The sequence below is a fragment of the Devosia marina genome, assembly GCF_009758415.1.
Taxonomy (GTDB): domain Bacteria; phylum Pseudomonadota; class Alphaproteobacteria; order Rhizobiales; family Devosiaceae; genus Devosia; species Devosia marina.
The window spans coordinates 748,795-770,346 of record NZ_WQRF01000001.1 but is presented as its reverse complement, the minus strand read 5'-3'; the positions used below and the strand labels follow the sequence as shown (position 1 = coordinate 770,346).

The 21,552-nt window shown below is 60.5% G+C and carries 17 protein-coding genes; 2 read left to right on the top strand and 15 right to left on the bottom strand.

Translation table 11 applies throughout. From position 1 onward, the window contains the following. Positions 1 to 73: 73 nt before the first annotated feature. The gene (gene gltX, locus GO014_RS03560) at positions 74 to 1,489 is read left to right on the top strand and encodes a glutamate--tRNA ligase (RefSeq protein ID WP_157289796.1); all 1,416 of its coding nucleotides are present in this window, start codon (positions 74 to 76) and stop codon (positions 1,487 to 1,489) included. Between the two features lie 184 nt (positions 1,490 to 1,673). Beyond that, positions 1,674 to 2,963 carry a citrate synthase gene (gene gltA, locus GO014_RS03555; RefSeq protein ID WP_116590420.1) on the top strand — a complete coding sequence of 430 codons (1,290 nt, stop codon included), beginning with the start codon at positions 1,674 to 1,676 and terminating at the stop codon, positions 2,961 to 2,963. On the opposite strand, the gene GO014_RS03550 is transcribed toward gltA, so the two are convergent. The 15 genes from GO014_RS03550 to GO014_RS03480 all read right to left on the bottom strand — a co-directional run bounded on the left by GO014_RS03550 (position 2,960) and on the right by GO014_RS03480 (position 21,538). Next, the gene (locus tag GO014_RS03550; protein WP_157289130.1) at positions 2,960 to 4,087 is read right to left on the bottom strand and encodes a lipid-A-disaccharide synthase; all 1,128 of its coding nucleotides are present in this window, start codon (positions 4,085 to 4,087) and stop codon (positions 2,960 to 2,962) included. The two genes, gltA and GO014_RS03550, sit on opposite strands and share 4 nt — an antisense overlap. Before the next feature lie 21 nt (positions 4,088 to 4,108). Then, entirely contained in the window at positions 4,109 to 4,918 is an 810-nt protein-coding gene (gene lpxA, locus GO014_RS03545) for an acyl-ACP--UDP-N-acetylglucosamine O-acyltransferase (protein WP_343030747.1), read from the bottom strand. Then, positions 4,915 to 5,388, bottom strand: coding sequence for a 3-hydroxyacyl-ACP dehydratase FabZ (gene fabZ / locus GO014_RS03540; RefSeq protein ID WP_104894405.1), 474 nt, complete (start codon positions 5,386 to 5,388; stop codon positions 4,915 to 4,917). The genes lpxA and fabZ overlap by 4 nt, the downstream gene beginning before the upstream one ends. Next, on the bottom strand, positions 5,385 to 6,413 hold the full coding sequence (gene lpxD, locus GO014_RS03535) for a UDP-3-O-(3-hydroxymyristoyl)glucosamine N-acyltransferase (RefSeq protein WP_157289129.1): 1,029 nt from the start codon (positions 6,411 to 6,413) through the stop codon (positions 5,385 to 5,387). Before lpxD ends, fabZ begins: the two co-directional genes overlap by 4 nt. A gap of 72 nt (positions 6,414 to 6,485) precedes the next feature. Then, entirely contained in the window at positions 6,486 to 8,612 is a 2,127-nt protein-coding gene (gene bamA / locus GO014_RS03530; RefSeq protein WP_157289128.1) for an outer membrane protein assembly factor BamA, read from the bottom strand. Positions 8,613 to 8,795: 183 nt separating this feature from the next. Continuing rightward, positions 8,796 to 9,932 (bottom strand): RIP metalloprotease RseP, encoded by a 1,137-nt coding sequence (gene rseP / locus GO014_RS03525; RefSeq protein WP_116590425.1) that lies wholly within the window; start codon positions 9,930 to 9,932, stop codon positions 8,796 to 8,798. 38 nt (positions 9,933 to 9,970) lie between these two features. After that, positions 9,971 to 10,831 (bottom strand): phosphatidate cytidylyltransferase, encoded by an 861-nt coding sequence (locus GO014_RS03520; protein WP_157289127.1) that lies wholly within the window; start codon positions 10,829 to 10,831, stop codon positions 9,971 to 9,973. Then, positions 10,828 to 11,589, bottom strand: a complete 762-nt coding sequence (gene uppS, locus GO014_RS03515) for an undecaprenyl pyrophosphate synthase (protein WP_116590427.1) — start codon at positions 11,587 to 11,589, stop codon at positions 10,828 to 10,830. The genes GO014_RS03520 and uppS overlap by 4 nt, the downstream gene beginning before the upstream one ends. Positions 11,590 to 11,622: 33 nt before the next feature. Next, positions 11,623 to 12,183, bottom strand: coding sequence for a ribosome recycling factor (gene frr / locus GO014_RS03510; RefSeq protein WP_116590428.1), 561 nt, complete (start codon positions 12,181 to 12,183; stop codon positions 11,623 to 11,625). Between the two features lie 111 nt (positions 12,184 to 12,294). Next, positions 12,295 to 13,014 (bottom strand): UMP kinase, encoded by a 720-nt coding sequence (pyrH, locus tag GO014_RS03505; protein ID WP_116590429.1) that lies wholly within the window; start codon positions 13,012 to 13,014, stop codon positions 12,295 to 12,297. A gap of 198 nt (positions 13,015 to 13,212) precedes the next feature. Further along, positions 13,213 to 14,139: a translation elongation factor Ts gene (gene tsf, locus GO014_RS03500; protein WP_116590430.1), complete on the bottom strand. Its 927-nt coding sequence runs from the start codon at positions 14,137 to 14,139 to the stop codon at positions 13,213 to 13,215. Between the two features lie 106 nt (positions 14,140 to 14,245). Beyond that, positions 14,246 to 15,019 carry a 30S ribosomal protein S2 gene (rpsB, locus tag GO014_RS03495; protein ID WP_116590431.1) on the bottom strand — a complete coding sequence of 258 codons (774 nt, stop codon included), beginning with the start codon at positions 15,017 to 15,019 and terminating at the stop codon, positions 14,246 to 14,248. Positions 15,020 to 15,355: 336 nt separating this feature from the next. Beyond that, a complete protein-coding gene (gene dnaE / locus GO014_RS03490; RefSeq protein ID WP_157289126.1) occupies positions 15,356 to 18,811 on the bottom strand; it encodes a DNA polymerase III subunit alpha in 3,456 nt (1,151 codons plus the stop codon). Between the two features lie 692 nt (positions 18,812 to 19,503). Continuing rightward, positions 19,504 to 20,190: an ABC transporter ATP-binding protein gene (locus GO014_RS03485; protein WP_157289125.1), complete on the bottom strand. Its 687-nt coding sequence runs from the start codon at positions 20,188 to 20,190 to the stop codon at positions 19,504 to 19,506. Continuing rightward, positions 20,183 to 21,538: an ABC transporter permease gene (locus GO014_RS03480; protein ID WP_157289794.1), complete on the bottom strand. Its 1,356-nt coding sequence runs from the start codon at positions 21,536 to 21,538 to the stop codon at positions 20,183 to 20,185. Before GO014_RS03480 ends, GO014_RS03485 begins: the two co-directional genes overlap by 8 nt. Between the last annotated feature and the right edge of the window lie 14 nt (positions 21,539 to 21,552).

Below are 21,552 nucleotides of genomic sequence, written 5' to 3'. Positions count from 1 at the left end.
GCGCCCTGCCCTTGCGCTCAAGCCCGCCTATGCTACACACAGCCCGCAATTTCTCAAATCCTTCCGGTTTGCCATGTCTCAGGTCGTCACGCGTTTTGCTCCTTCTCCCACCGGCTATCTGCACATCGGCGGTGCGCGAACGGCGCTGTTCAGCTGGGCCTATGCGCAGAACAAGGGCGGCAAAATGCTCTTGCGTATCGAGGACACGGATCGGGAAAGGTCCACCGAGGCCGCCGTCACCGCACTGATAGATGGGTTGAAGTGGCTGGGGCTAGACTGGGAAGGCGAGCCGATCAGCCAGTTCTCCCGCGCTGCGCGACATGCTGAAGTGGCTCACGAGCTGGTGAAAATGGGGCACGCCTATTACTGCTATTGCTCGCCCCAGGAGCTGGAACAGATGCGCGAGGAGGCCCGCGCCGCCGGCAAGCCACCACGCTATAACGGCTATTGGCGGGACCGCGACGCCTCGGAGGCCCCTGCCGACATCAAGCCGGTGATCCGTATCAAGGCGCCGCTGGAAGGCGAAGTCGTCGTGCGCGACCATGTGCAGGGCGAGGTGGTGTTCAAAACCGAGAACCTGGATGACTTCATCATCCTTCGCTCCGATGGCACCCCGACCTATATGCATGCCGTGGTGGTCGACGACCATGACATGGGCGTGACCCATATTATTCGCGGCGACGACCACCTGACCAATGCGGCCCGCCAGATCATCATCTATAATGCCATGGGCTGGACCGTCCCGGAAATGGCGCATATCCCCCTGATCCATGGACCGGATGGCGCCAAGCTTTCCAAGCGGCACGGCGCGCTCGGGGTCGAGGCCTATCGGCAGATGGGCTACCTGCCCGCGGCCTTGCGCAACTATCTGGCGCGCCTGGGCTGGAGCCATGGCGACGACGAGTTCTTCACGACCGACCAGATGGTGGAATGGTTCAGCCTCGAGGCCCTCAACAAGGGCGCCGCGCGCTTCGACTTCGTCAAGCTCGAGAACATTAACGGTCACTATATTCGAGAGGCCGACCCCGGCTATCTTTACGAAGTCATGGTCGACACGGCCAAGGAAGTCGGGCGCGACGAGGATGCGAAGGGCCTGATGGCCAATCACAATACGGTTCTAGCTGCCCTGCCCGAGTTGCAGCCCCGTGCCAAGACCGTGCTCGAACTGATCGATCTGGCTCAGTTCATCTATGCCCTGCGCCCGATCCGGCCGGACGAAAAAGCCGCGGCCTTGCTGACCGATGAGGCGCGCGTTGTGCTCGCGAGCGTTGCCGATACGTTAGGGGGTCTTGCCGATTGGTCAGTGCCGAGCATCGATGCGGCCATGCGTGCCCTGGCTGAGGAGAAGGGGCTCAAGCTCGGCAAACTGGCACAGCCTTTGCGTGCAGCGCTCACCGGACGCACTGTTTCTCCGGGGATTTTCGAGGTCATGGTGCTGATCGGACGGGATGAGAGCCTCGCCCGACTCAGTGATCAGACGGCTCCGTGAAACACGATAAACGAGCCTGTCGCCAGTCTGTCGGATAGATAAGTCATACTCACCTATCGGTTGCTTGCGATGGGCAAGACCTGATACCTCTGCACCGGAAATTCGGCGCTTTAGAGGCGCCGCCCCCGGGACCGCATTTCCTGTCCTTTTCTGCGGACAAACGGGGTGAAGCGAGGAGAGCTCAATGACCGAAAAAGTCGCCAAACTCGTCATCGGAGACCAGACCCACGAATTCCCAATATTGAGTGGGTCGGTGGGTCCGGATGTGATGGATATCCGTTCGCTCTATGCCAAGACGGGCCTGTTTACCTACGACCCCGGATTCACCTCGACGGCAGCGTGCGATAGCGCGATCACCTATATCGATGGCGACAAGGGCGAGTTGCTCTACCGCGGTTACCCCATCGAGCAACTGGCCGAGAAGTCCAGCTATCTCGAAGTGTGCTACCTGCTGCTCTACGGCGAGCTGCCGACCCCGACCCAGTTCAAGGAATTCGAGGCATTGGTGACGCGCCACACCATGGTGCATGAGCAGATGCACTATTTCTATCGTGGCTTCCGCCGCGACGCGCACCCGATGGCCATCATGACCGGAGTTGTCGGCGCCATGGCCGCTTTCTACCATGACAGCACCGACATCAACGATCCGCAGCAGCGCGAAATCGCCTCGATCCGCATGATCGCCAAGATGCCGACGATTGCTGCGATGGCCTATAAATACTCTGTTGGCCAGCCCTTCGTTTATCCGCGCAATGATCTCGATTACGCGTCGAACTTCCTGCATATGTGCTTCTCGGTTCCGGCCGAGGAATACAAGGTCGACCCGAAGATCGCCCGCGCCATGGACCTTATTTTCACGCTCCATGCCGACCACGAGCAGAACGCTTCGACGTCGACGGTGCGTTTGTCGGGATCGTCGGACGCCAACCCGTTCGCCTGTATCGCGGCTGGCGTGGCGTGCCTCTGGGGCCCAGCTCATGGCGGCGCCAATGAAGCCTGCCTCAACATGCTGCGCGAAATCGGCACGGTGGATCGTATCCCTGAATTCATTGCCCGCGCCAAGGACAAGAACGACCCGTTCCGCCTGATGGGCTTTGGTCATCGCGTCTACAAGAACTTCGATCCGCGCGCCAAGGTGATGCAGGCCACCGCCAAGGAAGTGCTGGAGATCCTTGGGGTAGGCAATAATCCCACGCTGCAGGTGGCACAGGAACTGGAGCGTATTGCGCTTGAGGACCAATACTTCATCGATCGTAAGCTCTATCCGAATGTCGATTTCTATTCCGGCGTCATCCTGGATGCGATCGGCTTCCCGACCTCTATGTTCACCGTGCTGTTCGCCGTCGCCCGCACCGTTGGCTGGATCAGTCAGTGGAAGGAAATGATCGGCGATCCGCAGAAAAAGATTGGCCGTCCGCGCCAACTCTACAATGGCGCCACTGCTCGGGATTACGATCCGATCAGCAGCCGCTAATTGCGCCAGATCTTAAGGATCCGGTCTGCCGGATCCTCACGGAGATGCGGGGGCAGCCCCGCCTCCATGATCCGAAAAAGCTCGTCAAAGGCCTTTATCTGGTCCTGTCGGGCTTTTTTGTTGTCCAGCAGATCGCGCATTGCTGACTTTGCCGGGCTTGCTAAAAGCGGCGCCGCAACGAACTCGGGCACAATCTGTTCGCCCAGAATGATGTTGGGCAGGGATACCCAAGGCCGGCCGAGTTTCGCGTAGACATGGGATTGGTGGCTATCGAGCGCGTAAATCACCACCATAGGAACACGCGCCAGAGCTAGTTCGAGCGTCACGGTGCCCGAAACGCAGATGGCGCCAATGGCCTGCTGATAGACTTCGCTACGCGCAGCGCGCGATTCAACGACACGGACTGGCGCCGACCAACTGGCGGTTTCCCTGATCAGCCTGTCGCGCAGCCGGGGCAAGGTCGGGATGATGAGTTCAGTCACCGCCTCGTGGCGCGCGAGGTCGGCTGCCATTTCGCCAAAGACGGGCAAGTGGCGGCGTAACTCGCCATTCCGGCTGCCGGGTAGCAATACGAGCGGCCCGCGATCCGGTGGCGTTAGCGAAGCGATGGCCTCGGCGAGTGCCGGATGGCCGACATAGCTGGTGGGGGGGCCGCCAAGTCGGTCCATGGCCTCTGGCTCGAACGGGAGCACGGCCAGAACGGAATCGAAGAGCGGCGCCAGGCGTTTGGCGCGCTCCGGATGGCGGGCCCAAACCGACGGCGCCACATAGAGGACCAAGCGGCCAGTATAACCGCGCTTGCGTAGGCGTGCCGCCAGAAGTCGCGAGAAATCCTGCGCATCGACAAGCACCACCATATCGGGGTTGGCCGCCAGTATGGCCCTGGCGGTCTGCTCAAGACGCCAGAGCAGGCGCGGCAGGTTGAGCAGGACATCGGTGATCCCCATGACTGCCAGATCGGACATGGGATAGAGCGTGGCGAGCCCCTGCCCTGCCAACTCGTCGCCGCCGACGCCAGACAGCTCCAAATTTATCTTGCCGCGCAGCCGCGCCACCAAATCAGCAGCAATCCGATCACCGGATGGCTCACCGGCCAGAATAAAGAGGCGAAGATTTTCGATCATGGCAGCCTCCGGATCGGATGGCTATTCAGTCTCGTGGCCGTTGCGGGGCAGCAGGATGGGGCGATCCTGGGCATCTGCAATGAAACGCACCACGTCCTGAACCAGGGCATCCTGGCTGAAGATTTCGGCAGCGTCTTCCACGCGTTCCCGAAGCGTCCCCTCACTCGCAAAAATCTGCCGATAGGCGGCACGCAGGCGATGGATGGCTTCGCGCTCGAAGCCTCGCCGCTTGAGGCCAATGAGGTTGAGGCCTGTCAGGGTCGCGCGGTTGCCGACCGCCATTCCGTAGGGAATGACGTCGCCATCCACCATGGACTGGGCACCGATAAAGGCATGGGCGCCAATGCGGGTGAATTGATGGATGACGCAGGTGCCGCCGAAGATCACATTGTCACCCACCTGAACATGGCCGGCTACGCCGACATAGTTGGCCATGATGACATTGTTCCCCAAAATCGCGTCGTGGGCGACGTGAGCGTTGGCCATAATCAGGCAGTTGTCGCCAATACGCGTGACCATACCGCCACCTTCGGTGCCCGGATTGATGGTCACCGATTCCCTAATGGTACAGTTCGCGCCGATTTCGAGGCGCGAATTCTCACCATGAAATTTGAGGTCCTGCGGTTCGTGTCCAACCGAGGCGAAGGGGAAGATGCGCGTACCTGGTCCGATTGTCGTGTTGCCTTCGACAACGGCGTGCGAGACCAGCTCGACCTTGTCGCCAAGCGTCACATTGCTGCCAACGATGCTATATGGCCCGATGCGAACATCCGCTCCGAGCCTAGCCCCATCGGCGACAATCGCCGTGGGGTGAATCAGCGGGGCTGTCACGCTTCGGCCCCGACGATCATCGCGGTGATTTCAGCTTCAGCAATGACCGTGCCGTTGACCTTGGCCTTGGCCTCGTAACGGCCCACATTGCGGCGACGATGCATTTTGGTGATGTGGAACTCGATGGTGTCGCCAGGCCCTGCGGGCTTGCGGAAACGGGCATTGTCGACCCCGAGCATCAGCACGATGTTCTTCCGGCCACCGGTCGAGTCGTGCTTGATCACGATCGCTCCGGCCGTCTGGGCCATGCCTTCGATGATCAGGACGCCGGGAAAGATCGGGTTGTTCGGAAAGTGTCCGAGAAATATCGGTTCGTTAAACGTGACGTTCTTCACCCCAATGGCGGATTCGTCGCCATTGATCTCCACGATCTTGTCGATCATCAGGAAGGGATAGCGATGCGGCAGCGCCTCAAGAATTTCGGCGATGTTCATCGCATTGAGTTCGGTGACGGCGGTGGTTTCGTTCATCCCCGCTTCTCCCCCTTCGACAGTTTCCGCACAACGGCGAGTTCTCGCCAGAAATCTCTTATATCCTGCGCTGGAGCACCAGCAAGCTTGGACCCGGCAGGCCAGTCCTTGGTCACGGCCGCCCGACCATGAATCACCGAGCCCGCGCCAATGCTGAGATGGCCCGAGGTGCCAACTCCGCCGCCCATCAACACGCCATCGCCCAGGATTGTGGAGCCGGACAGACCACTCATGGCCGCAATGAGGCAGTTCCGGCCGATCTGGCAATTATGGCCGATCTGGACCAGATTATCGATCTTGGAGCCTTCGCCAAGCACGGTATCGCCGAGAGCCCCCCGATCGATGGTACTGTTGGCGCCGATCTCCACGCGGTCCTGAATGACAACTCGCCCCAATTGCGGAATTTTGCGATTGGACTGCCCAAAATCGAGCCAGCCGAAGCCCTCAGTGCCAATGCGCACGCCGGAGTGCAATACAACTTCATTGCCAAGATGGGCGCAGTCGATGGTGCAATTGGCGGCAATGATGCAGTTGCGACCAATGGTGACACCGGCACCAATGACTGTATTGGCACCGATCACAGTTCCGCGCCCAATCTCAACACCGGCGCCCACCACGACGTTGGTGCCAAGGGTGACGTCGCGCTCAAAAATCGGTGCGCCCAGGTCTTCCCGCCCGGCTGCGATGATCGAACGGGTACTGGAAGGATAGAGCGCGTCAAGAATGTCGGCAAAGACGTTGTGGGGCTTGTCGATCACGACGGCGATGCAGCCCTCGGGAACGGCATCCTTGAGAGCGGGCGAAACCAGAACGGCTCCAGCAGTGGTGGCGCGCAGTTCCTCAATGTAGCTGGGCTGGGCCGCAAAGGCCAGTTCGCCCGGCCCGGCCAGTTCGAGTTCGTCGACCCCGGTAATAGTGAGATCGGGATTCCCCAGGCCCGCCGCCAAATCTGATTGACCAACCAGAGCAAGCAATGCGCCCAGGGTCTGCGGACCGGCGAAGCGATGGAAACGGGTATCGACCATGATGTCACTTGAACAGAAGGAGCCGCGGCGCTACCGCCCCGCGGCTCCAAAAAAATATCTACACCGGCCAGACTAGAGCAAAGTCGAGATGGTGAACTGGAACATCTGCGTGCGGTCGTCGGTCGACTTGTTCAGGACATGGGCAAAATCGCCGCGCAGCGGGCCGAACGGAGAATCCCAAATAAGGGATGCACCAACCGAAGTGCGCCATGGCTGGTCGTTGCTTGTGGTCGCAATCGTGCTCGTGCCGGTGCCGATACTGCTGCCATCGCCAATCCAGGCGGCATCGGCCCAGACTGCGCCACTTAAGCCATAGCTTTCAGGAAGGCCGGGGATCGGGAACTCAATCTCGCCGGAGATACCGGCAAACATCGTGGTTCCGAGATACTCGCCATTGACCATGCGCGGGCCAAAGCCGCGACCCTCAAAACCACGGATCAGCTGGGAGCCAGGCGTGAAGGCCTCGACGGCATGGACGTTGCCGTTATTGAGGCTGTTGATTACGCCGGCCTGACCACGAACGCTTGCAATCACGCCGCTGTCGGGAATGAGCGGCACGAAATAGCGGGCGCGCGCCTCAGTCCGGAGCAGGTTGTGGTCCCACCCGATATATTGCTGGGAGAAGGTAGCGTAGAGCCCTTCGGTGGGGTTTTTGACGTCATCGACGCCGTTCCAGACCAGAGTATAGCCAACGAACGCCTTATTGAACTCCTGACCGTCGTTCACGACGGCCGACTTGCTGGCAGGGTTGTCCTTCACGTCGGCAATGACCTTGCGTTCATATCCGCCGAAGAACTGTGCATTGAGTGCGCTGGTCAAGGGGACGCCGACACGCAGTTGTCCACCAGTCACCTGTGAACCATAATAGCTAACCGAAGTCTCGTCATAGATGCGATGATAGGCGTCGACACCAGCAGAAACTTTCAGACCCATGAAGCGCGGTTCGGTGAACGAGAAGTCGAAGGTGCGACCTGACTGGGAGGCACCAATGGCCGCCCGCAGATACTGGCCGCGGCCAAGGAAATTGCGCTCGGTCAGCGACAGCTCGCCCAGGATGCCATCGGTGGTGGAGTAACCGGCTGTGGCCCCGTACTCGCCGGTGGACTGTTCTTGGACATTGATGTTGAGGACAATCTTGTCGGGCGAAGAGCCAGGCGCGGTCGAAATATCGATCCTGGAAAAATAGCCAAGAGCGTCGATATTGTTGCGACCACGGATCACCATGGAACGGTTGAACGGGTCGCCTTCAGCAAAATCGAGCTCACGACGAATGACGAAGTCACGCGTCTTGATGTTGCCCGTAATGTTGATCCGCTCGACATAGATGCGCGCACCTTCGTCGACCAGATAGGTGACATTGAAGGAATTCGTGGCCGCATCGCGGTCCAGACGGGCCCGGACGTCGGCAAAGGAGTAACCCTGGACCGTGGCCTCATAGGCCATATCTTCAATGGACTTCTGCAGATCGAGAGCCGAATAGGTCGAACCCTGACCGGTACGAACCGTACCGCGCAGCACGTCGGTGTTCAGGCCACCAATGCTGGTTTCGATACCGACATTGCCGAACTCATACTTCTGACCCTCATTGACGGTCACATTGATGAAGTAGGCGTTGCGGGCAGCATCATATTCAGCAACCGAGTTGACCTGCGCGTCGGGGAACCCCCGATTGGCGTAGTACGCCCGGATACGCTCACGGTCGACGGACATCTTCTGCTCGTCATACGTGTCGTCCCGGAGCAGCCAGCTCAGAATGCCCGACTCCTTGGTGAGCATGGCGCCCTTGAGGTTGCCTGCGCCAATGGAATTGTTGCCGGTGAAGTTGATCGCAGCGATCCCTGCGCGCTCACCCTCATTGATCTCGAAGATGACCCGCACCCGACCGTCTGTGGTCTGCTCAGTCCGAGCCGTTACCGAAACGGAATTGAACCCGTCACGATCATAGGCCAGGCGAATGCTTTCGATGTCAGCGTTGAGACGCTGCTGGCTGTAGATTCCCGAGGTCGAGATATCGACCATGGTCAGGAGTTGACTATCAGGGAAGCGGCGATTGCCTTCGAACAGAACGGAAGCAACCAATTGCTCCTGCGCCTGTGCCGTCACGACGCCAAGGACAGGCACGCCAGCAACCATTGGGGCTGCCCCCAAAATGGCTATCGCCGAAACCGCGCCACGCATCAACTTGGTGGGGTGAATCATATTGTTATTGCCTTCTGCGACCCGCTTGAAGAATCGCCATGCACAGCGCTCCCCCAAGCTAACTCCATTGAAGTGTTTTACTGTTTTTTTAACCAGGAACAAGGCGTGACTTCTCACGCGGTTAGCAATTCATTGGCGACCTTGTATTCGTGCAACACCTTGCGAACCAAGGTTAACAAGGCGTTAGCGCAAAATTCCGAAGTGGTCGAACACCGTGTCGTTGAACAGGGTAAACACCATGAGCGCAAGCACAAGGGCAAATCCGAAGCGGAAGCCGATTTCCTGTATGCGCATGCTGAGTGGGCGCCCGCGAGCTGCTTCGATGAAATAGTACAGCAGGTGCCCGCCATCGAGCATGGGCACCGGCAACAGGTTGAAGATTCCGATATTGAGCGAGAGCAGCGCCATCAGGTTGATCAGGGCCACAAAGCCCAGCGTAGCCACCTCCCCTGAAACCTTGGCCACCTTGACCGGCCCGCCAAGTTGCTCGACATCGCCCCTACCCACGAAGAAATCGCCCAGGAAGGCGCCCGTGCGCTGCACGATGAACCGGATCTCCTCGAAGGTCATGCCGACTGCCTCGACGGGGCCAGGACGGTAAAGTGTCACATCTGTTTCTTCAACGTCACGAGAGACCCCGATCCGGCCAATCCGCTGGTCATTGCCGAATCGATCCTCGATTTCAACAGCTTCGGGGACCAAGGTAAGCGTTCGTTGCGCACCGCTGCGCACAAGGTCCACCACCACCGGGCGTTCTGGACTGGTGGCGACATAGCGCTGGAAATCTTCAAAGCCGCGAACAGCATAGCCATCGACTGCCACGATTTTATCGCCCGGCAGGAAGCCCGCCGTTTCGGCGACCGAGCCGGAGACGACCTCGCTGATGACCGGCGGGATCGTGTAGCGCCCATAGCCGAGCAAAAGGGCATAGAGAATCAGGAAGGTCAGCAGGACATTGGCAAGCGGGCCGGCGGCGACGATCGCAATGCGTTGCCAGACGTTTTTGTTGACGAAGAGGCGCGGCGCCAGGGCCGGGTCCACCTTTGCGGCGGCCTCCGGGTCAGGCACGCTGGCCGGGTTCATGTCGCCAACAAAGCGGACATAGCCCCCCAATGGGATAGCGGAGATACGCCAGCGCGTGCCGTGCCGGTCGTTCCAGCCCACCAACTCGCGCCCAAAGCCAACCGAGAAGGTGTGGATGGCCACACCATTCCAGCGGGCTACCAGATAATGGCCCATCTCGTGGACGAAGACGATAACCGTCAAAACGACGAGGAATGGAACGAGATAAGACAGCAGCCAGTAGGCGAAATCAAACATTGGATTCCAATACTCTCACAGTTCGGTACGGGCTGGCGCTACCAGTGGAGCAATCCCGCCGCTATCGCCTCGAACCCGGCATGGGTTGCGCCCACTATTACGACCAGAAACACGCCGAATGTGAGACTGTCCAGGCGATCCATCAGCCCGCCATGTCCGGGAATAATGTCGCCGCTGTCCTTGATGCGGAAGAAGCGCTTGATCGCACTCTCGGCCAGATCGCCGGCCTGAGCGAGTACGCTGATCGTCGCAGAGAGAAGGATACCAATCCAGATCGGTGAGTCGGTCAGCCAGAGCCAGACCACCAGCCCCGCACCAGTACCAAGAGCGAGCCCGCCCAGGGCGCCCGACCAGGTCTTGGATGGCGAAATGTCGGGGGCCAGCTTTTCACCGCCAATCTGGCGGCCTGCAAAGAAGGCTGCAGAATCGGTCATCCAGACCACCGTGCCAAGATAAAGGCCGGCCCAAATTCCTGCCGTCCCGGTGCCACGCATGGCCATGAGAGAGGTTATCAGCGCCACGAACAGCACCAGCCCGACAATCCGCCAGACCATGTGCTCCCGCTCCATGGTGAATGTCAGGCCACACGCCAGAACAATTGCCCCTGTTGGTCCCCAGAGGCCGACGAGTGGGTAGAGCAGGCCGGACAGCGCCACGAGCCCGATCAACACCATGCCCCGTGGGGTCAGCGGCGCGCGGGTCACCATTGTCTCCCATTCGCGATAGGCAAGGGCATAGACCGCGCCCACAACCGCGGCAAAGAGATAGCTGCCAACGACAAGCGCTGTCGCGGTCAGCGCAATCAGAACAGCAGCAGAAGCGAGTCGCGGCCCGATATCGGCCCAGGACCGCCGGGCTGGGGCCGGCTGATCAGCATTCGGGTCCCCCTGCCCGCTCAACGCGCGTCCGCCCCAATACCGCCAAAGCGCCGGTCGCGCTGGGTGTACGTTTCAAGCACACGCACAAAGCTGGCTTCATCGAAATCGGGCCAGTGCTCATCGACGAACACGAACTCTGCATAGGCCGCCTGCCAGAGCAGGAAATTGGACAGACGCTGTTCGCCACTGGTGCGGATGATTACGTCCGGATCAGGCAGACCAGCCGTATAAAGCGCGTCGCCAAGCCGTTGCTCGTCGATGTCGTCAGGGCTCAGGCGCCCTGCAGCCACTTCCTCTGCCAGGTGACGGGCTGCAGCGACAATCTCGGCCTTGCTACCATAGTTGAACGCGACAACAAGGGTCAGTCCCGTATTGGCCTGCGTCTTGGCTTCGACATCGTCAATCAACTTGACGAGGCTCGGTTCCAGCCCGACGCGCGAACCAATGATCCGAACACGCACGTTGTTGCGAATCAGTCGCTGCAGATCTGATGCAACAAAGCGCCGCAACAGGTTGAAGATGAAAGACACTTCATCGGAGGGTCTCGACCAGTTTTCCGACGAAAAACTGAACACCGTCAGGCAGGGTACGCCATAGGTGACGCAGTGTTCGACCAGCCCACGCAGGGATTTGACACCCTCGACATGACCTTCGGTCCGCCGCTTGCCGCGTTGCCTGGCCCAGCGGCCATTGCCATCCATAATGACGCCAATATGGCGCGGGATTTTCAACCCCGCACCTGGCTCAACTTTCATACTGGCGGCCGGTTCCCCTGCCATCAACGCCCTCCCGGCGCGAGACCATGTGATCCCCTAGACCTGCATGATCTCCTGTTCCTTGGTCGCAACGATGGTGTCAATCTCGGCGACGGAGTCATCGGTGGCCTTTTGAACGAGATCGGACTGCTTCTTGGCGTCGTCCTGGCTCATGTCGCCGTCTTTCTCTGCCTTTTTCAAGGCATCCATGCCGTCGCGACGAATGTGGCGCACAGCGACGCGCGCCTGCTCGGCATAGGTGTGGGCAACCTTGGCAAGCTCCTTGCGGCGCTGTTCATTCAGTTCGGGCAACGGCACGCGAATGATCTGTCCTTCGCCCATCGGGTTCAGCCCCAAGCCGCTGTCACGAATGGCCTTCTCGACGGCATTGGCGTTGGACCGGTCCCAGACCTGCACCGAGAGCATCCGGGGCTCGGGCACGGTCACTGTCGCTACCTGATTGAGCGGCATACGCGAGCCATAGACTTCCACCGTCACAGGGTCGAGGAGACTGGCGCTTGCGCGCCCGGTCCTCAGGCCACCCAACTCATCCTTGAGAGACGCGACGGACTTCTGCATGCGCGTCTTGAGGTCGTTGAGATCGTAGCTCGAGGCCATTGCTGTTTCCTTCCAGTCCATTGCCGGCCCGGGTCTTGTGCCCGTTCTCTGGCGTTCATCGGGTTCATCAACACCCATAATGTGGGGCCGACGGCGCCTGCAAGCAGGCGTCTAAAGCGGATTGCCCACGCGCGTGGACAGGCCCTTGCCCTCCAATACACCAGCAAGGCCCGCCTTGTCGTCCAATGCATATACGATTATCGGCATGGAGTTGTCGCGGGCAAGTGCGAATGCAGCGGTATCCATCACCTTGAGGTTTTGATGGATCACGTCATCATAGCTGATCTGTGTGTAGCGGGTTGCGGTCGGGTCCTTCATCGGGTCGGCCGAATAGACCCCGTCGACCTTGGTTCCTTTGAGCACCATGTCGCATTCAAGCTCAATAGCGCGCAGGGTCGCTGCGGTATCGGTGGTGAAGAACGGATTCCCCGTTCCGCCGCCCAGGACAACGACAAAGCCCTCTTCGAGTGCCAGCTTGGCGTCGCGCGCGGTAAAAGTATCTGCAACCGATGGCATGGTTGCTGCACTGAACGGCTTGGATTTGACACCGTGGCGGGTAATGGCGTTGCTCAGGGCCAAGGCGTTGATCATGGTGCCCAGCATGCCCATCAGGTCGGCGGTCACGCGGTCGGTGCCGTCAGCCGCACCGGCCATGCCTCGGAAAATATTGCCCCCACCCACCACAATGGCAACCTCGACGCCCGTGCGTGCCACGTCGGCAATCTGGCCGGCAATGCGCTGCAGGTATGGCGGTTCAATGCCAAAAGAATTGTCTCCCGCCAGCGCTTCACCCGAAACCTTGAGCAAGATGCGCTTATGTGCGGATGGCATTGATGGGGACCCCTTGATCTTTGATGAGCGGGCCACCGATTCCGGCGGACCCGGCAAACCCTATGGCAAATTGCCCGGCAAATGAAGCCAAGGCTGCATGCTGAAATAATTTGAAGTGGAAGAGCTCAATCCAGAAAAGCGGCCTTTCCGGAGAGCGTGGGAACGGGCGAAGTCGCCCATTCCCCAATTTCGTCTGGCTTATTTGGTGCCAGCGGTGGCCGCGACTTCTGCGGCAAAGTCACTTTCGACCTTCTCGATGCCTTCGCCCAGGGCATAGCGCACGAACTTTGTGAGCTTGATCGGGGCGCCAGCGTCCTTCTCGGCGTTCTTGATCGCGTCGCCAACCTTGGTCTCACCGTCGATGACGAAAACCTGGCTGAGCAGGGTGACTTCTTCGAAGTACTTGCGCATACGGCCTTCAACCATCTTCTCGGCGATGTCAGCGGGCTTGCCGCTTTCCTTGACCTGCTCGAGGATGATGGCGCGCTCACGGGCTACAACTTCCTGGTCCAGCTCGTCGGGCGAGATGGCCTGGGGCTGGGCGGCGGCGATGTGCATGGCAAGCTGCTTGCCGAGAGCCGACAGAGCGGCCTTGTCGCCGGTCGATTCGAGAGCGACCAGAATGCCGATCTTGCCCATGCCGGGCTTGACCGCATTGTGAACATAGCTCTCGACCACGCCGTCGGTGACCGAAACGGTCTCGGTGCGGCGCAGGTTCATGTTCTCGCCGATCTTGGCGATGGCTTCGGTCAGTTCTGCGGAAACCGAGTGGCCGGTGCCGGGGAACGGCATTTCACCGAGCTTGACGACATCGCCATCAGCATCGAGCGCCAGCTTGGAGACGGCTTCGACGATGTTCTGGAACTGCTCGTTGCGGGCAACGAAATCGGTTTCAGAGTTGACTTCAACGGCAGCGGCCTTGGTGCCGGCAGTGATGACGCCAACCAGACCTTCAGCAGCGACGCGGTCTGCCTTCTTGGCGGCCTTTGCCAGGCCACGGGTGCGCAGCCAGTCAATGGCGGCGTCCATGTCGCCATTGGTTTCAGCCAGGGCCTTCTTGCAGTCCATCATCCCGACACCAGTCGAGTCGCGGAGCTGCTTGACCATTGCAGCAGTGATTTCCATGGGTTCACCTCTTGGCGGCCCCTCTCGGGGCGGCTTATTCGAGTGGGTACTTGCCCGGAATCGGGCGGAGCGTGCCTCCCCACAGGAAGGCACGCCTGCACGAAGATTAGTTGACGGTTGCGTCGCCTTCGGTCGGCAGGTCCTCGGCGGGAGCCTCGTCAGACGAACCCAGATCGGCGCCAAGGGCGCTCGAAGAGCGGCCGATGCCGTCAATGGCAGCACGCGAGATCAGCGAGACATAGAGCTCGAGAGCGCGGCTGGCGTCGTCATTGCCGGGGATGGCGTAGTCAACGATATCGGGATCGCAATTGGTGTCGACGATGGCGACGACCGGGATGCCCAGGCGACGGGCTTCCTTGATTGCGTTCTCTTCCTTGTTCGTGTCGATCACGAACAGGAGGTTGGGCAGGTTGCCCATGTCCTTGATGCCGCCCAGGTCGCGCTCGAGACGCTCCTGTTCGCGGGACATCATCAGGCGCTCCTTCTTGGTGCGCAGGGCCAGATCAGCTTCGCTCATCGACTCGAGCTCGCGCAGGCGGGCGATCGAGTTGGAGATGGTCTGCCAATTGGTCAGCGTACCACCGAGCCAACGGGAGTTGACGTAGTACTGGGCCGACTGCTTGGCCGCGTCAGCCACCAGCGGGGCAGCCTGACGCTTGGTGCCGACGAACAGCACGCGACCGCCATCGGCCACGGTGTCGGACACGAGCTGCAGGGCGCGGCTCAGGGCCGGCACGGTCTGGCTCAGGTCGAGAATGTGAATGTCGTTGCGAACGCCGAAAATGTAGCGTTCCATCTTCGGGTTCCAGCGATGCTTCTGGTGGCCGAAGTGCACGCCAGCTTCGAGAAGCTGACGCATGGAGAATTCTGGCAGTGCCATGATGGGCTGCTCCTTTACCGGTTGATGCCTCCACGAAGCCTTGCAGCGGGACCCGCCACCGGTTGGATTTTCCGCAAGGGAAAAGCCTGCTTCGTGTGTGAAATCACGTTCGACCCATGCCGAACGCGTGGCTGCTATATGCCAAGGCGGTGCCGGAAGCAACCCAGATATGGCCGAGCGACGGGCGCCTACGGCATTCACAACAATTTCAAGCAACCCGAGGCGCTATTGTGGTATTGATTAACCATAGACCCGCGCCCAGACGCGGGGTCAAGGGTGAGAGCCCCTGAGCGAGGGAGGAAGGGCCCCCAAAGGCTCGCCTCCCCCGCGTTCGTTTCAGGCGAAGCGCACATCCGTCACACCTTCCAGAGCCTTGATGCCGCCGGCGACCTCCGCCGTGACATTGTACTTGCCGGGCAGTTCGATCTCGTATTCGCGCGCGCCCCCATCCCGGATCACCACGAAATTGACCGTGCCATTGCCGCCGCGCTTGAGTTGCGCGCTGGTCGGGCCCAGGGCCTGTGGATCCGCAAGGAATACGGTCAATTGCCGGTCGATCCGCTCGGCCATGCCTTCAATGGGTTCGGCGGATATCAGGCGCACGCTGATGCCTTCGGCGCGCTCATCGGCCCCGACCTGCAAAATGACCGAATTGCCTGGCTGCAGGATGGCGCCGAACTCGTTGATCTGCTCAGAAAAGGCAATGCACTCATAGGTGCCGCTCTGATCCGACAGGGTCAGGATCATCATCGGCGTGCCCTTACGCGTACGCCTGTCGTTACGCGATGAAATCGTGCCGGCCAGGCGCCCTGCCCCCGCGCCGTCCTTTACGGCCCGTTCAAAATCGCTCCAGCGCTGGACGCGGAGCTTTTCGAACAGGTCGGCATATGCATCGAGGGGATGGGCCGAGAGGTGGAAGCCGATGGCCGAGAGTTCGCGATCGGCCCGTTCGGTTGAATTCCAGACAGCGACCCCCGTCGGCAGACGGAATGGTTCTTCCTCCACGCCGCCGAACAGCGAGACCTGGCCGGAGCTACGATCGGCCGTGAGGGCCTGGGCCGTGCCGATGACCGATTCGACAGCGGCAAACGCAATCTCCCGACGAGGAACAAGGCAGTCGAACGCGCCGGCATTGACCAGGGTTTCGAGCGTGCGTTTGTTGAGCACGCGCGGATCGACCCGCCGGGCAAAGTCCCCCAGATCCTTGAAAGGCTGATCACCGCGTACTTCGACAATGTGCTCGGCCATGGCCCTGCCGACGCCCTTGACCGCCGAAAGGCCATAATGGACCCGATCATCCTTGACCGAAAACACCACCTCGGACTGGTTGACGCAGGGCGGAACCACCTCAATGCCCTTCTTGCCGGCCTCGCGCCGGAAATCGGAGAGCTTGTCGGTCTGGGCCATATCGAGGGTCATTGAGGCCGCATAGAATTCGTGCGGGAAATGCTCCTTGAGATAGGCGGTCTGATAGCTGACCCAGGCATATGCAGCAGCGTGGCTCTTGTTGAAGCCGTAATTCGCAAATTTGGCCAACAGGTCGAAGATCTCGTCAGCGAGCGCGGCGCTCACCCCGTTGGGACCCGCACCCTCGCGGAAGCGGATGCGCTGATTGTCCATCTCCGCCTTGATCTTCTTGCCCATGGCGCGGCGCAGCATGTCGGCTTCGCCGAGCGAATAGCCCGAAAGAAGCTGGGCGATCTGCATCACCTGCTCCTGATAGACGATGATGCCGTAGGTCTCGTCCAGCACTTCGGACAGCGCAGGATGGGGGTAAACAACCTCCTCGGTGCCATGCTTGCGGTTGATGAAGCTGGGGATATTGTCCATCGGGCCGGGCCGATAGAGCGCGTTCATGGCGATCAGGTCTTCGATGCGGTCGGGCTTGAGATCCATCAAGGCGCGACGCATGCCCGCGCTTTCAAACTGGAAGATGCCGTAGGTGTCGCCACGTGCATACAGCTTGTAGGTGGCAGCGTCCTCAATATCGATGGCGTCGATGTCGAGTTCGATCCCCCGCTGCTTCACCATGTCTACCGCATAGCGGATGGTCGTCAGGGTCTTGAGACCCAGAAAGTCGAACTTGACCAGGCCCGCAGGCTCAACCCATTTCAGGTTGTATTGGGTGACCGGCATGTCGGAGCGCGGATCGCGGTACAGCGGCAGCAGTTCCTGGAGGGGCCGGTCACCGATGACAATGCCGGCGGCATGGGTCGAGGCGTGGCGGAACAGGCCTTCGAGAGCCTTGGCGATCTCCACCAACTGCCCGACCGTCTCGTCCTCATCGGCCATCTGCTTGAACTGTGGCACCTCTTTCATGGTGCGCTCAATGGACCAGGGATCGGCCGGGTTGGCGGGCACGAGCTTACAGATGCGGTCGACCTGGCCATAGGGCATCTGCAGCACGCGGCCGACGTCGCGCAGCACGGCGCGGGCCTGCAGAGTTCCGAAGGTGATGATCTGGGCGACCTGGCTGGAGCCGTATTTGTCCTGGACGTAATCGATGACTTCCTCACGCCGGTCCTGGCAGAAGTCGATATCGAAGTCCGGCATCGAAACGCGTTCGGGATTGAGGAAGCGTTCGAACAGCAGATTGTAGCGGAGGGGATCGAGGTCGGTGATGGTGGTGGCATAGGCCACCAGAGAGCCGGCGCCCGAGCCACGCCCCGGCCCGACCGGTATATTGTGGGCCTTGGCCCATTGGATGAAGTCGGCCACGATCAGGAAGTAGCCGGGGAATTTCATCTTCTCGATGATGCCCAGTTCGAAATCGAGCCGCTCGCGATATTCCTTCTCTTCCTTGCCCGGTGCCAGGCCGACGATCTCGAGGCGCTTGTCGAGCCCCTCGACAGCGATCTTGCGCAGGGCGGCGGCCTCGGCGGCAACCACTTCGTCTTCAGTGGCGTGTGAACCAGCAGCAAATTTAGGCAGGATCGGCCCGCGGGTGCGCGGGCGGTAAGCCACGCGCCTGGCGATCTCGATGGTCGAATCGAGGGCTTCGGGCAGGTCGGAGAACAGCTCGACCATTTCCGCCCGGGTCTTGAAATAATACTGGTCGTTGAGCTTGCGCCGCTCGGTCTGGGCGAGCACGGAACTGCCGGCAATTGCCAGCAGAGCATCATGCGCCTCATATTCCTTCTCGGTCCTGAAGAAGGGTTCGTTGGTAGCCACCAGCGGAACGCCCTTGCGATAGGCATAGTCCACCAGGCGCGGTTCGACCGTCGTCTCCATTGGCCGGCCGTGACGCTGCAATTCGATATAGAAGCGGTCGCCGAACAGATCGACCAGCCGATCCAGCCGTCGGGTCGCATTGGCGTCCTGTCCATTGGCGAAAGCCATGTCGATGCCGCCTTCGGGACCGCCAGACAGACAGATGAGGCCCGACAGGCTTTCGCGTGTCATCCAGTCCAAATTCGCCCGGGCCATGCCATCCTCGCCCTCAAGATAGGCGCGTGAGACCAGTTGCGAGAGATTGGAAAACCCCTCTTCGGATTGCGCCATCAAGACAATGCTGGACTTGCCCGTCCAGGCCGTATGTCCCCGTTCGCTGACCCTTTCTTCGGCAGCCGCGAAATCGACCGCAAGTTCGACGCCGATAAGAGGCTGAATGCCTTTTTTGGTGGCCTTCTCAGAAAATTCGAGGGCACCGAAGAGATTGTTGGTGTCGGCTATGCCGAGCGCCGGCTGTTCGTCTTCGGCGGCCAGCTTGAGAATGGTCTCAAGCTGCAATGCCCCTTCAAGCAGGGAAAAAGCGGAATGAACGTGAAGGTGAATGAAGCCAGGGCCGCGCATATGGATCTCCTGATTTGACCCTGCGGCAGCACTTTGCCCGGGTCAAACCACCGTTGCTTCAATCCACAGCGGATCACACGAGATGGGTGATGATATCCATCCAGGTCAACGAGCCGATGGTGAAGGCGCCAAGGGTAACGAAAGCGGCGAGGTCTTTGACAAAATCGAGCATCTTGGTCTCCCGTGTTTCTGTAATGTTCTTTTATATTCTCTGTTTGTTCTCGTCCAGACAGGAACAGCGGTGAAACCGGGGACAGGGGTTTCTTAGTTAGGATTTCGTTAGGAGAGCTTTGTCGGGTGTTAAGATTCGGGACGTGCGGAAGAGCCGCCTCGCCTCTCGGCTATCGGTTGCACGGTAGCGAACGGCCAGTAGCCCTTCCGAAAATAGGTAGAACGGACCACTGGCCGTTCGCCACGGAAACACGGATTTTCCACGGGTCCGGATTCAGGCGGTACCGTTATTGCAGGTCCGGCTGCCGAGCTTCTACCCGCGTAAAGAGGCGCCCCTCTTCCCGGCCTCCCCGCCCGGCCCTGCGTCGGGGCCGCGTGTGTGACGGGGATGAGAGGAGTATGAAGGAGGGTTTGCGCGCGGGGATTACTTATTTAGATGCTTGGGCCCGAGAGTGACGTCTGGCGGGGGTGGAAATATGCAAACGGCCGCGCCACCGGTGCGCCCAGCCCTCCGGGACGGCTCAAAGCGTGTGAGGCACCACCAGGCCGCCCTTGAGCGTGACGATTCGGTCGGCGCGGCGGGCGAGGTCGTGATTGTGGGTGGCGATGAGGGCGGCGGCGCCTTCGTTCTTGATCAGATCCTTGAGCGCTTCGAACACCAGATCACTGGTTTCAGGATCAAGATTGCCCGTAGGTTCGTCGGCCAAAACGACGCGAGGATGATTGGCGGCGGCGCGGGCGATGGCAATGCGCTGCTGTTCACCACCGGACAATTCGGCCGGGCGGTGTTCTGCCCGAGGCGACACACCAAGCAGGTCGAGCAGTTCCATGGCCCTGGCCTCGGCCTTTTTCTGGTCCTGGCCGGCGATGAGCTGCGGCATAACCACATTTTCGAGTGCGGTGAATTCGGGCAGCAGGTGATGGAACTGATAGACATAGCCGACGGTCGAGCGCCGGAGCTGGGTGCGGGCGCGATCGCCGAGGCGACTGGTGGGCTGGCCGATGATTTCGATTTCGCCGCCTTGGGGGGATTCGAGCAAACCACACAAGTGCAGCAGCGTGGACTTGCCGGCCCCCGATGGCGCAACAAGAGCAACCAGTTCGCCGCTCTCGACGGTCAGATCGGCGGCCTCCAGGACGCGAACAAGGCGCTCGCCTTCGCCATAATGGCGATGGACGCCGGAGAGCTTGAGATGGGGCTTACTCATAACGCAGGGCCTCGACCGGGTCATATTGCGCGGCGCGCCAGGCGGGATAGAGCGTGGCCAGGAAGCTCAGGCCCAAGGCCATGCACACCACCACGGTGACCTCTGTGGGATCGGTGCGACTGGGGAGCGAAGACAGGAAGAAGACTTCTGGCGGGAACAGGGTCACACCGAGAAGATTGGAAATCGAGGCGCGCAGGGCCTCTGCATTGGCGGCGACGATCAGGCCAATAACGGTACCCACCAGTGTGCCGATGACGCCGATGGCGGTACCGGTGATGGAAAAAATGCGCATGATCGCCCCGCGCGTGGCGCCCATGGTACGCAGCACCGCAATGTCGGCGCCCTTGTCCTTCACCAGCATGATGAGGCTGGAGATGATGTTGAAGGCAGCCACGAGGATGATCATGGAGAGAATGGTGAACATCACCACGCGCTCGACCTGGAGGGCCGAGAAGAAGGTTTCGTTGCGCTGCTGCCAGTCGGTCAGGATCAGCGGGCGCACGCCGGGCGCCGATTGCAGGCGTTGGCGCATCAGGGCCACTTCATCGGGATCGTCGATGAAGACTTCGACGGCCGTGGCGCGGGGGACGCGCTCATACGCGGCGTCGATCTCTTCATCCGAGGCGAGCGGATCGAGCCGCTCCATGCCGGGCTTGAGGACCTCGTCGACCATGCGGAAGTAGTCCTGCGCGGCCTCGAGCGGCATATACATGAAGAAGCTGTCGAACTCGACCATGCCCAGATTGTAGATGGCATTGACCGGGTAGGAGCGGATCTGTGGGGTCGAGCCGAAGGGCGTCATGGCGCCATCGGGATTGATGATCTGCACCTGATCGCCAATGCCGACGCCCAAGGTTTGCGCCAGACGATAGCCGATGGCGACGCCCCGGCTGCCGTCCCACTGGTCGAAGCCGCCCTGCTCTGCCGAAGTGTAGAGCAGATCGAGCTTCTTGAGATTCTCCTCATCCATGCCGCGCACGGAAACGCCGGTGGACGAGCCACGGCCGGAGGCCAGCACCTGGCCCTCGACGAAATAGACGGCGAAGGAAACGCCATCGACCTGCTCAAGGGCGGCCACGGTTTCCTTGTAGTCGGTGAACTGGCTCTCGATGGGATGGGCAGTGAAATGTCCATTCAGGCCCAGGATCTTGTCGAGCAGTTCGCCACGGAAACCGTTCATCACCGACATGACGACGATGAGCGTTGCGACGCCAATGGCGACGCCCACCATGGTGAGGCTGGCAATGACCGAGATGAAGGCTTCCTTGCGGCGGGCGCGCAGATAGCGCCCGGCGATCAACCATTCGAAACGGGCGAATGGCCGGGTTGCCCGGCCTCCCCTCGGCATTGGCGCGCTGTCGG

What these genes read in the sequence shown, in the direction of transcription:
- gltX (WP_157289796.1), top strand. Translation starts at nt 74, where the DNA reads ATGTCTCAGGTCGTCACGCGTTTTGCTCCTTCTCCCACCGGCTATCTG.
- gltA (WP_116590420.1), top strand. Translation starts at nt 1,674, where the DNA reads ATGACCGAAAAAGTCGCCAAACTCGTCATCGGAGACCAGACCCACGAA.
- GO014_RS03550 (WP_157289130.1), bottom strand. Translation starts at nt 4,087, where the DNA reads ATGATCGAAAATCTTCGCCTCTTTATTCTGGCCGGTGAGCCATCCGGT.
- fabZ (WP_104894405.1), bottom strand. Translation starts at nt 5,388, where the DNA reads ATGAACGAAACCACCGCCGTCACCGAACTCAATGCGATGAACATCGCC.
- lpxD (WP_157289129.1), bottom strand. Translation starts at nt 6,413, where the DNA reads ATGGTCGATACCCGTTTCCATCGCTTCGCCGGTCCGCAGACCCTGGGC.
- bamA (WP_157289128.1), bottom strand. Translation starts at nt 8,612, where the DNA reads ATGATTCACCCCACCAAGTTGATGCGTGGCGCGGTTTCGGCGATAGCC.
- rseP (WP_116590425.1), bottom strand. Translation starts at nt 9,932, where the DNA reads ATGTTTGATTTCGCCTACTGGCTGCTGTCTTATCTCGTTCCATTCCTC.
- uppS (WP_116590427.1), bottom strand. Translation starts at nt 11,589, where the DNA reads ATGGCAGGGGAACCGGCCGCCAGTATGAAAGTTGAGCCAGGTGCGGGG.
- frr (WP_116590428.1), bottom strand. Translation starts at nt 12,183, where the DNA reads ATGGCCTCGAGCTACGATCTCAACGACCTCAAGACGCGCATGCAGAAG.
- pyrH (WP_116590429.1), bottom strand. Translation starts at nt 13,014, where the DNA reads ATGCCATCCGCACATAAGCGCATCTTGCTCAAGGTTTCGGGTGAAGCG.
- tsf (WP_116590430.1), bottom strand. Translation starts at nt 14,139, where the DNA reads ATGGAAATCACTGCTGCAATGGTCAAGCAGCTCCGCGACTCGACTGGT.
- rpsB (WP_116590431.1), bottom strand. Translation starts at nt 15,019, where the DNA reads ATGGCACTGCCAGAATTCTCCATGCGTCAGCTTCTCGAAGCTGGCGTG.
- dnaE (WP_157289126.1), bottom strand. Translation starts at nt 18,811, where the DNA reads ATGCGCGGCCCTGGCTTCATTCACCTTCACGTTCATTCCGCTTTTTCC.
- GO014_RS03485 (WP_157289125.1), bottom strand. Translation starts at nt 20,190, where the DNA reads ATGAGTAAGCCCCATCTCAAGCTCTCCGGCGTCCATCGCCATTATGGC.
- GO014_RS03480 (WP_157289794.1), bottom strand. Translation starts at nt 21,538, where the DNA reads ATGCCGAGGGGAGGCCGGGCAACCCGGCCATTCGCCCGTTTCGAATGG.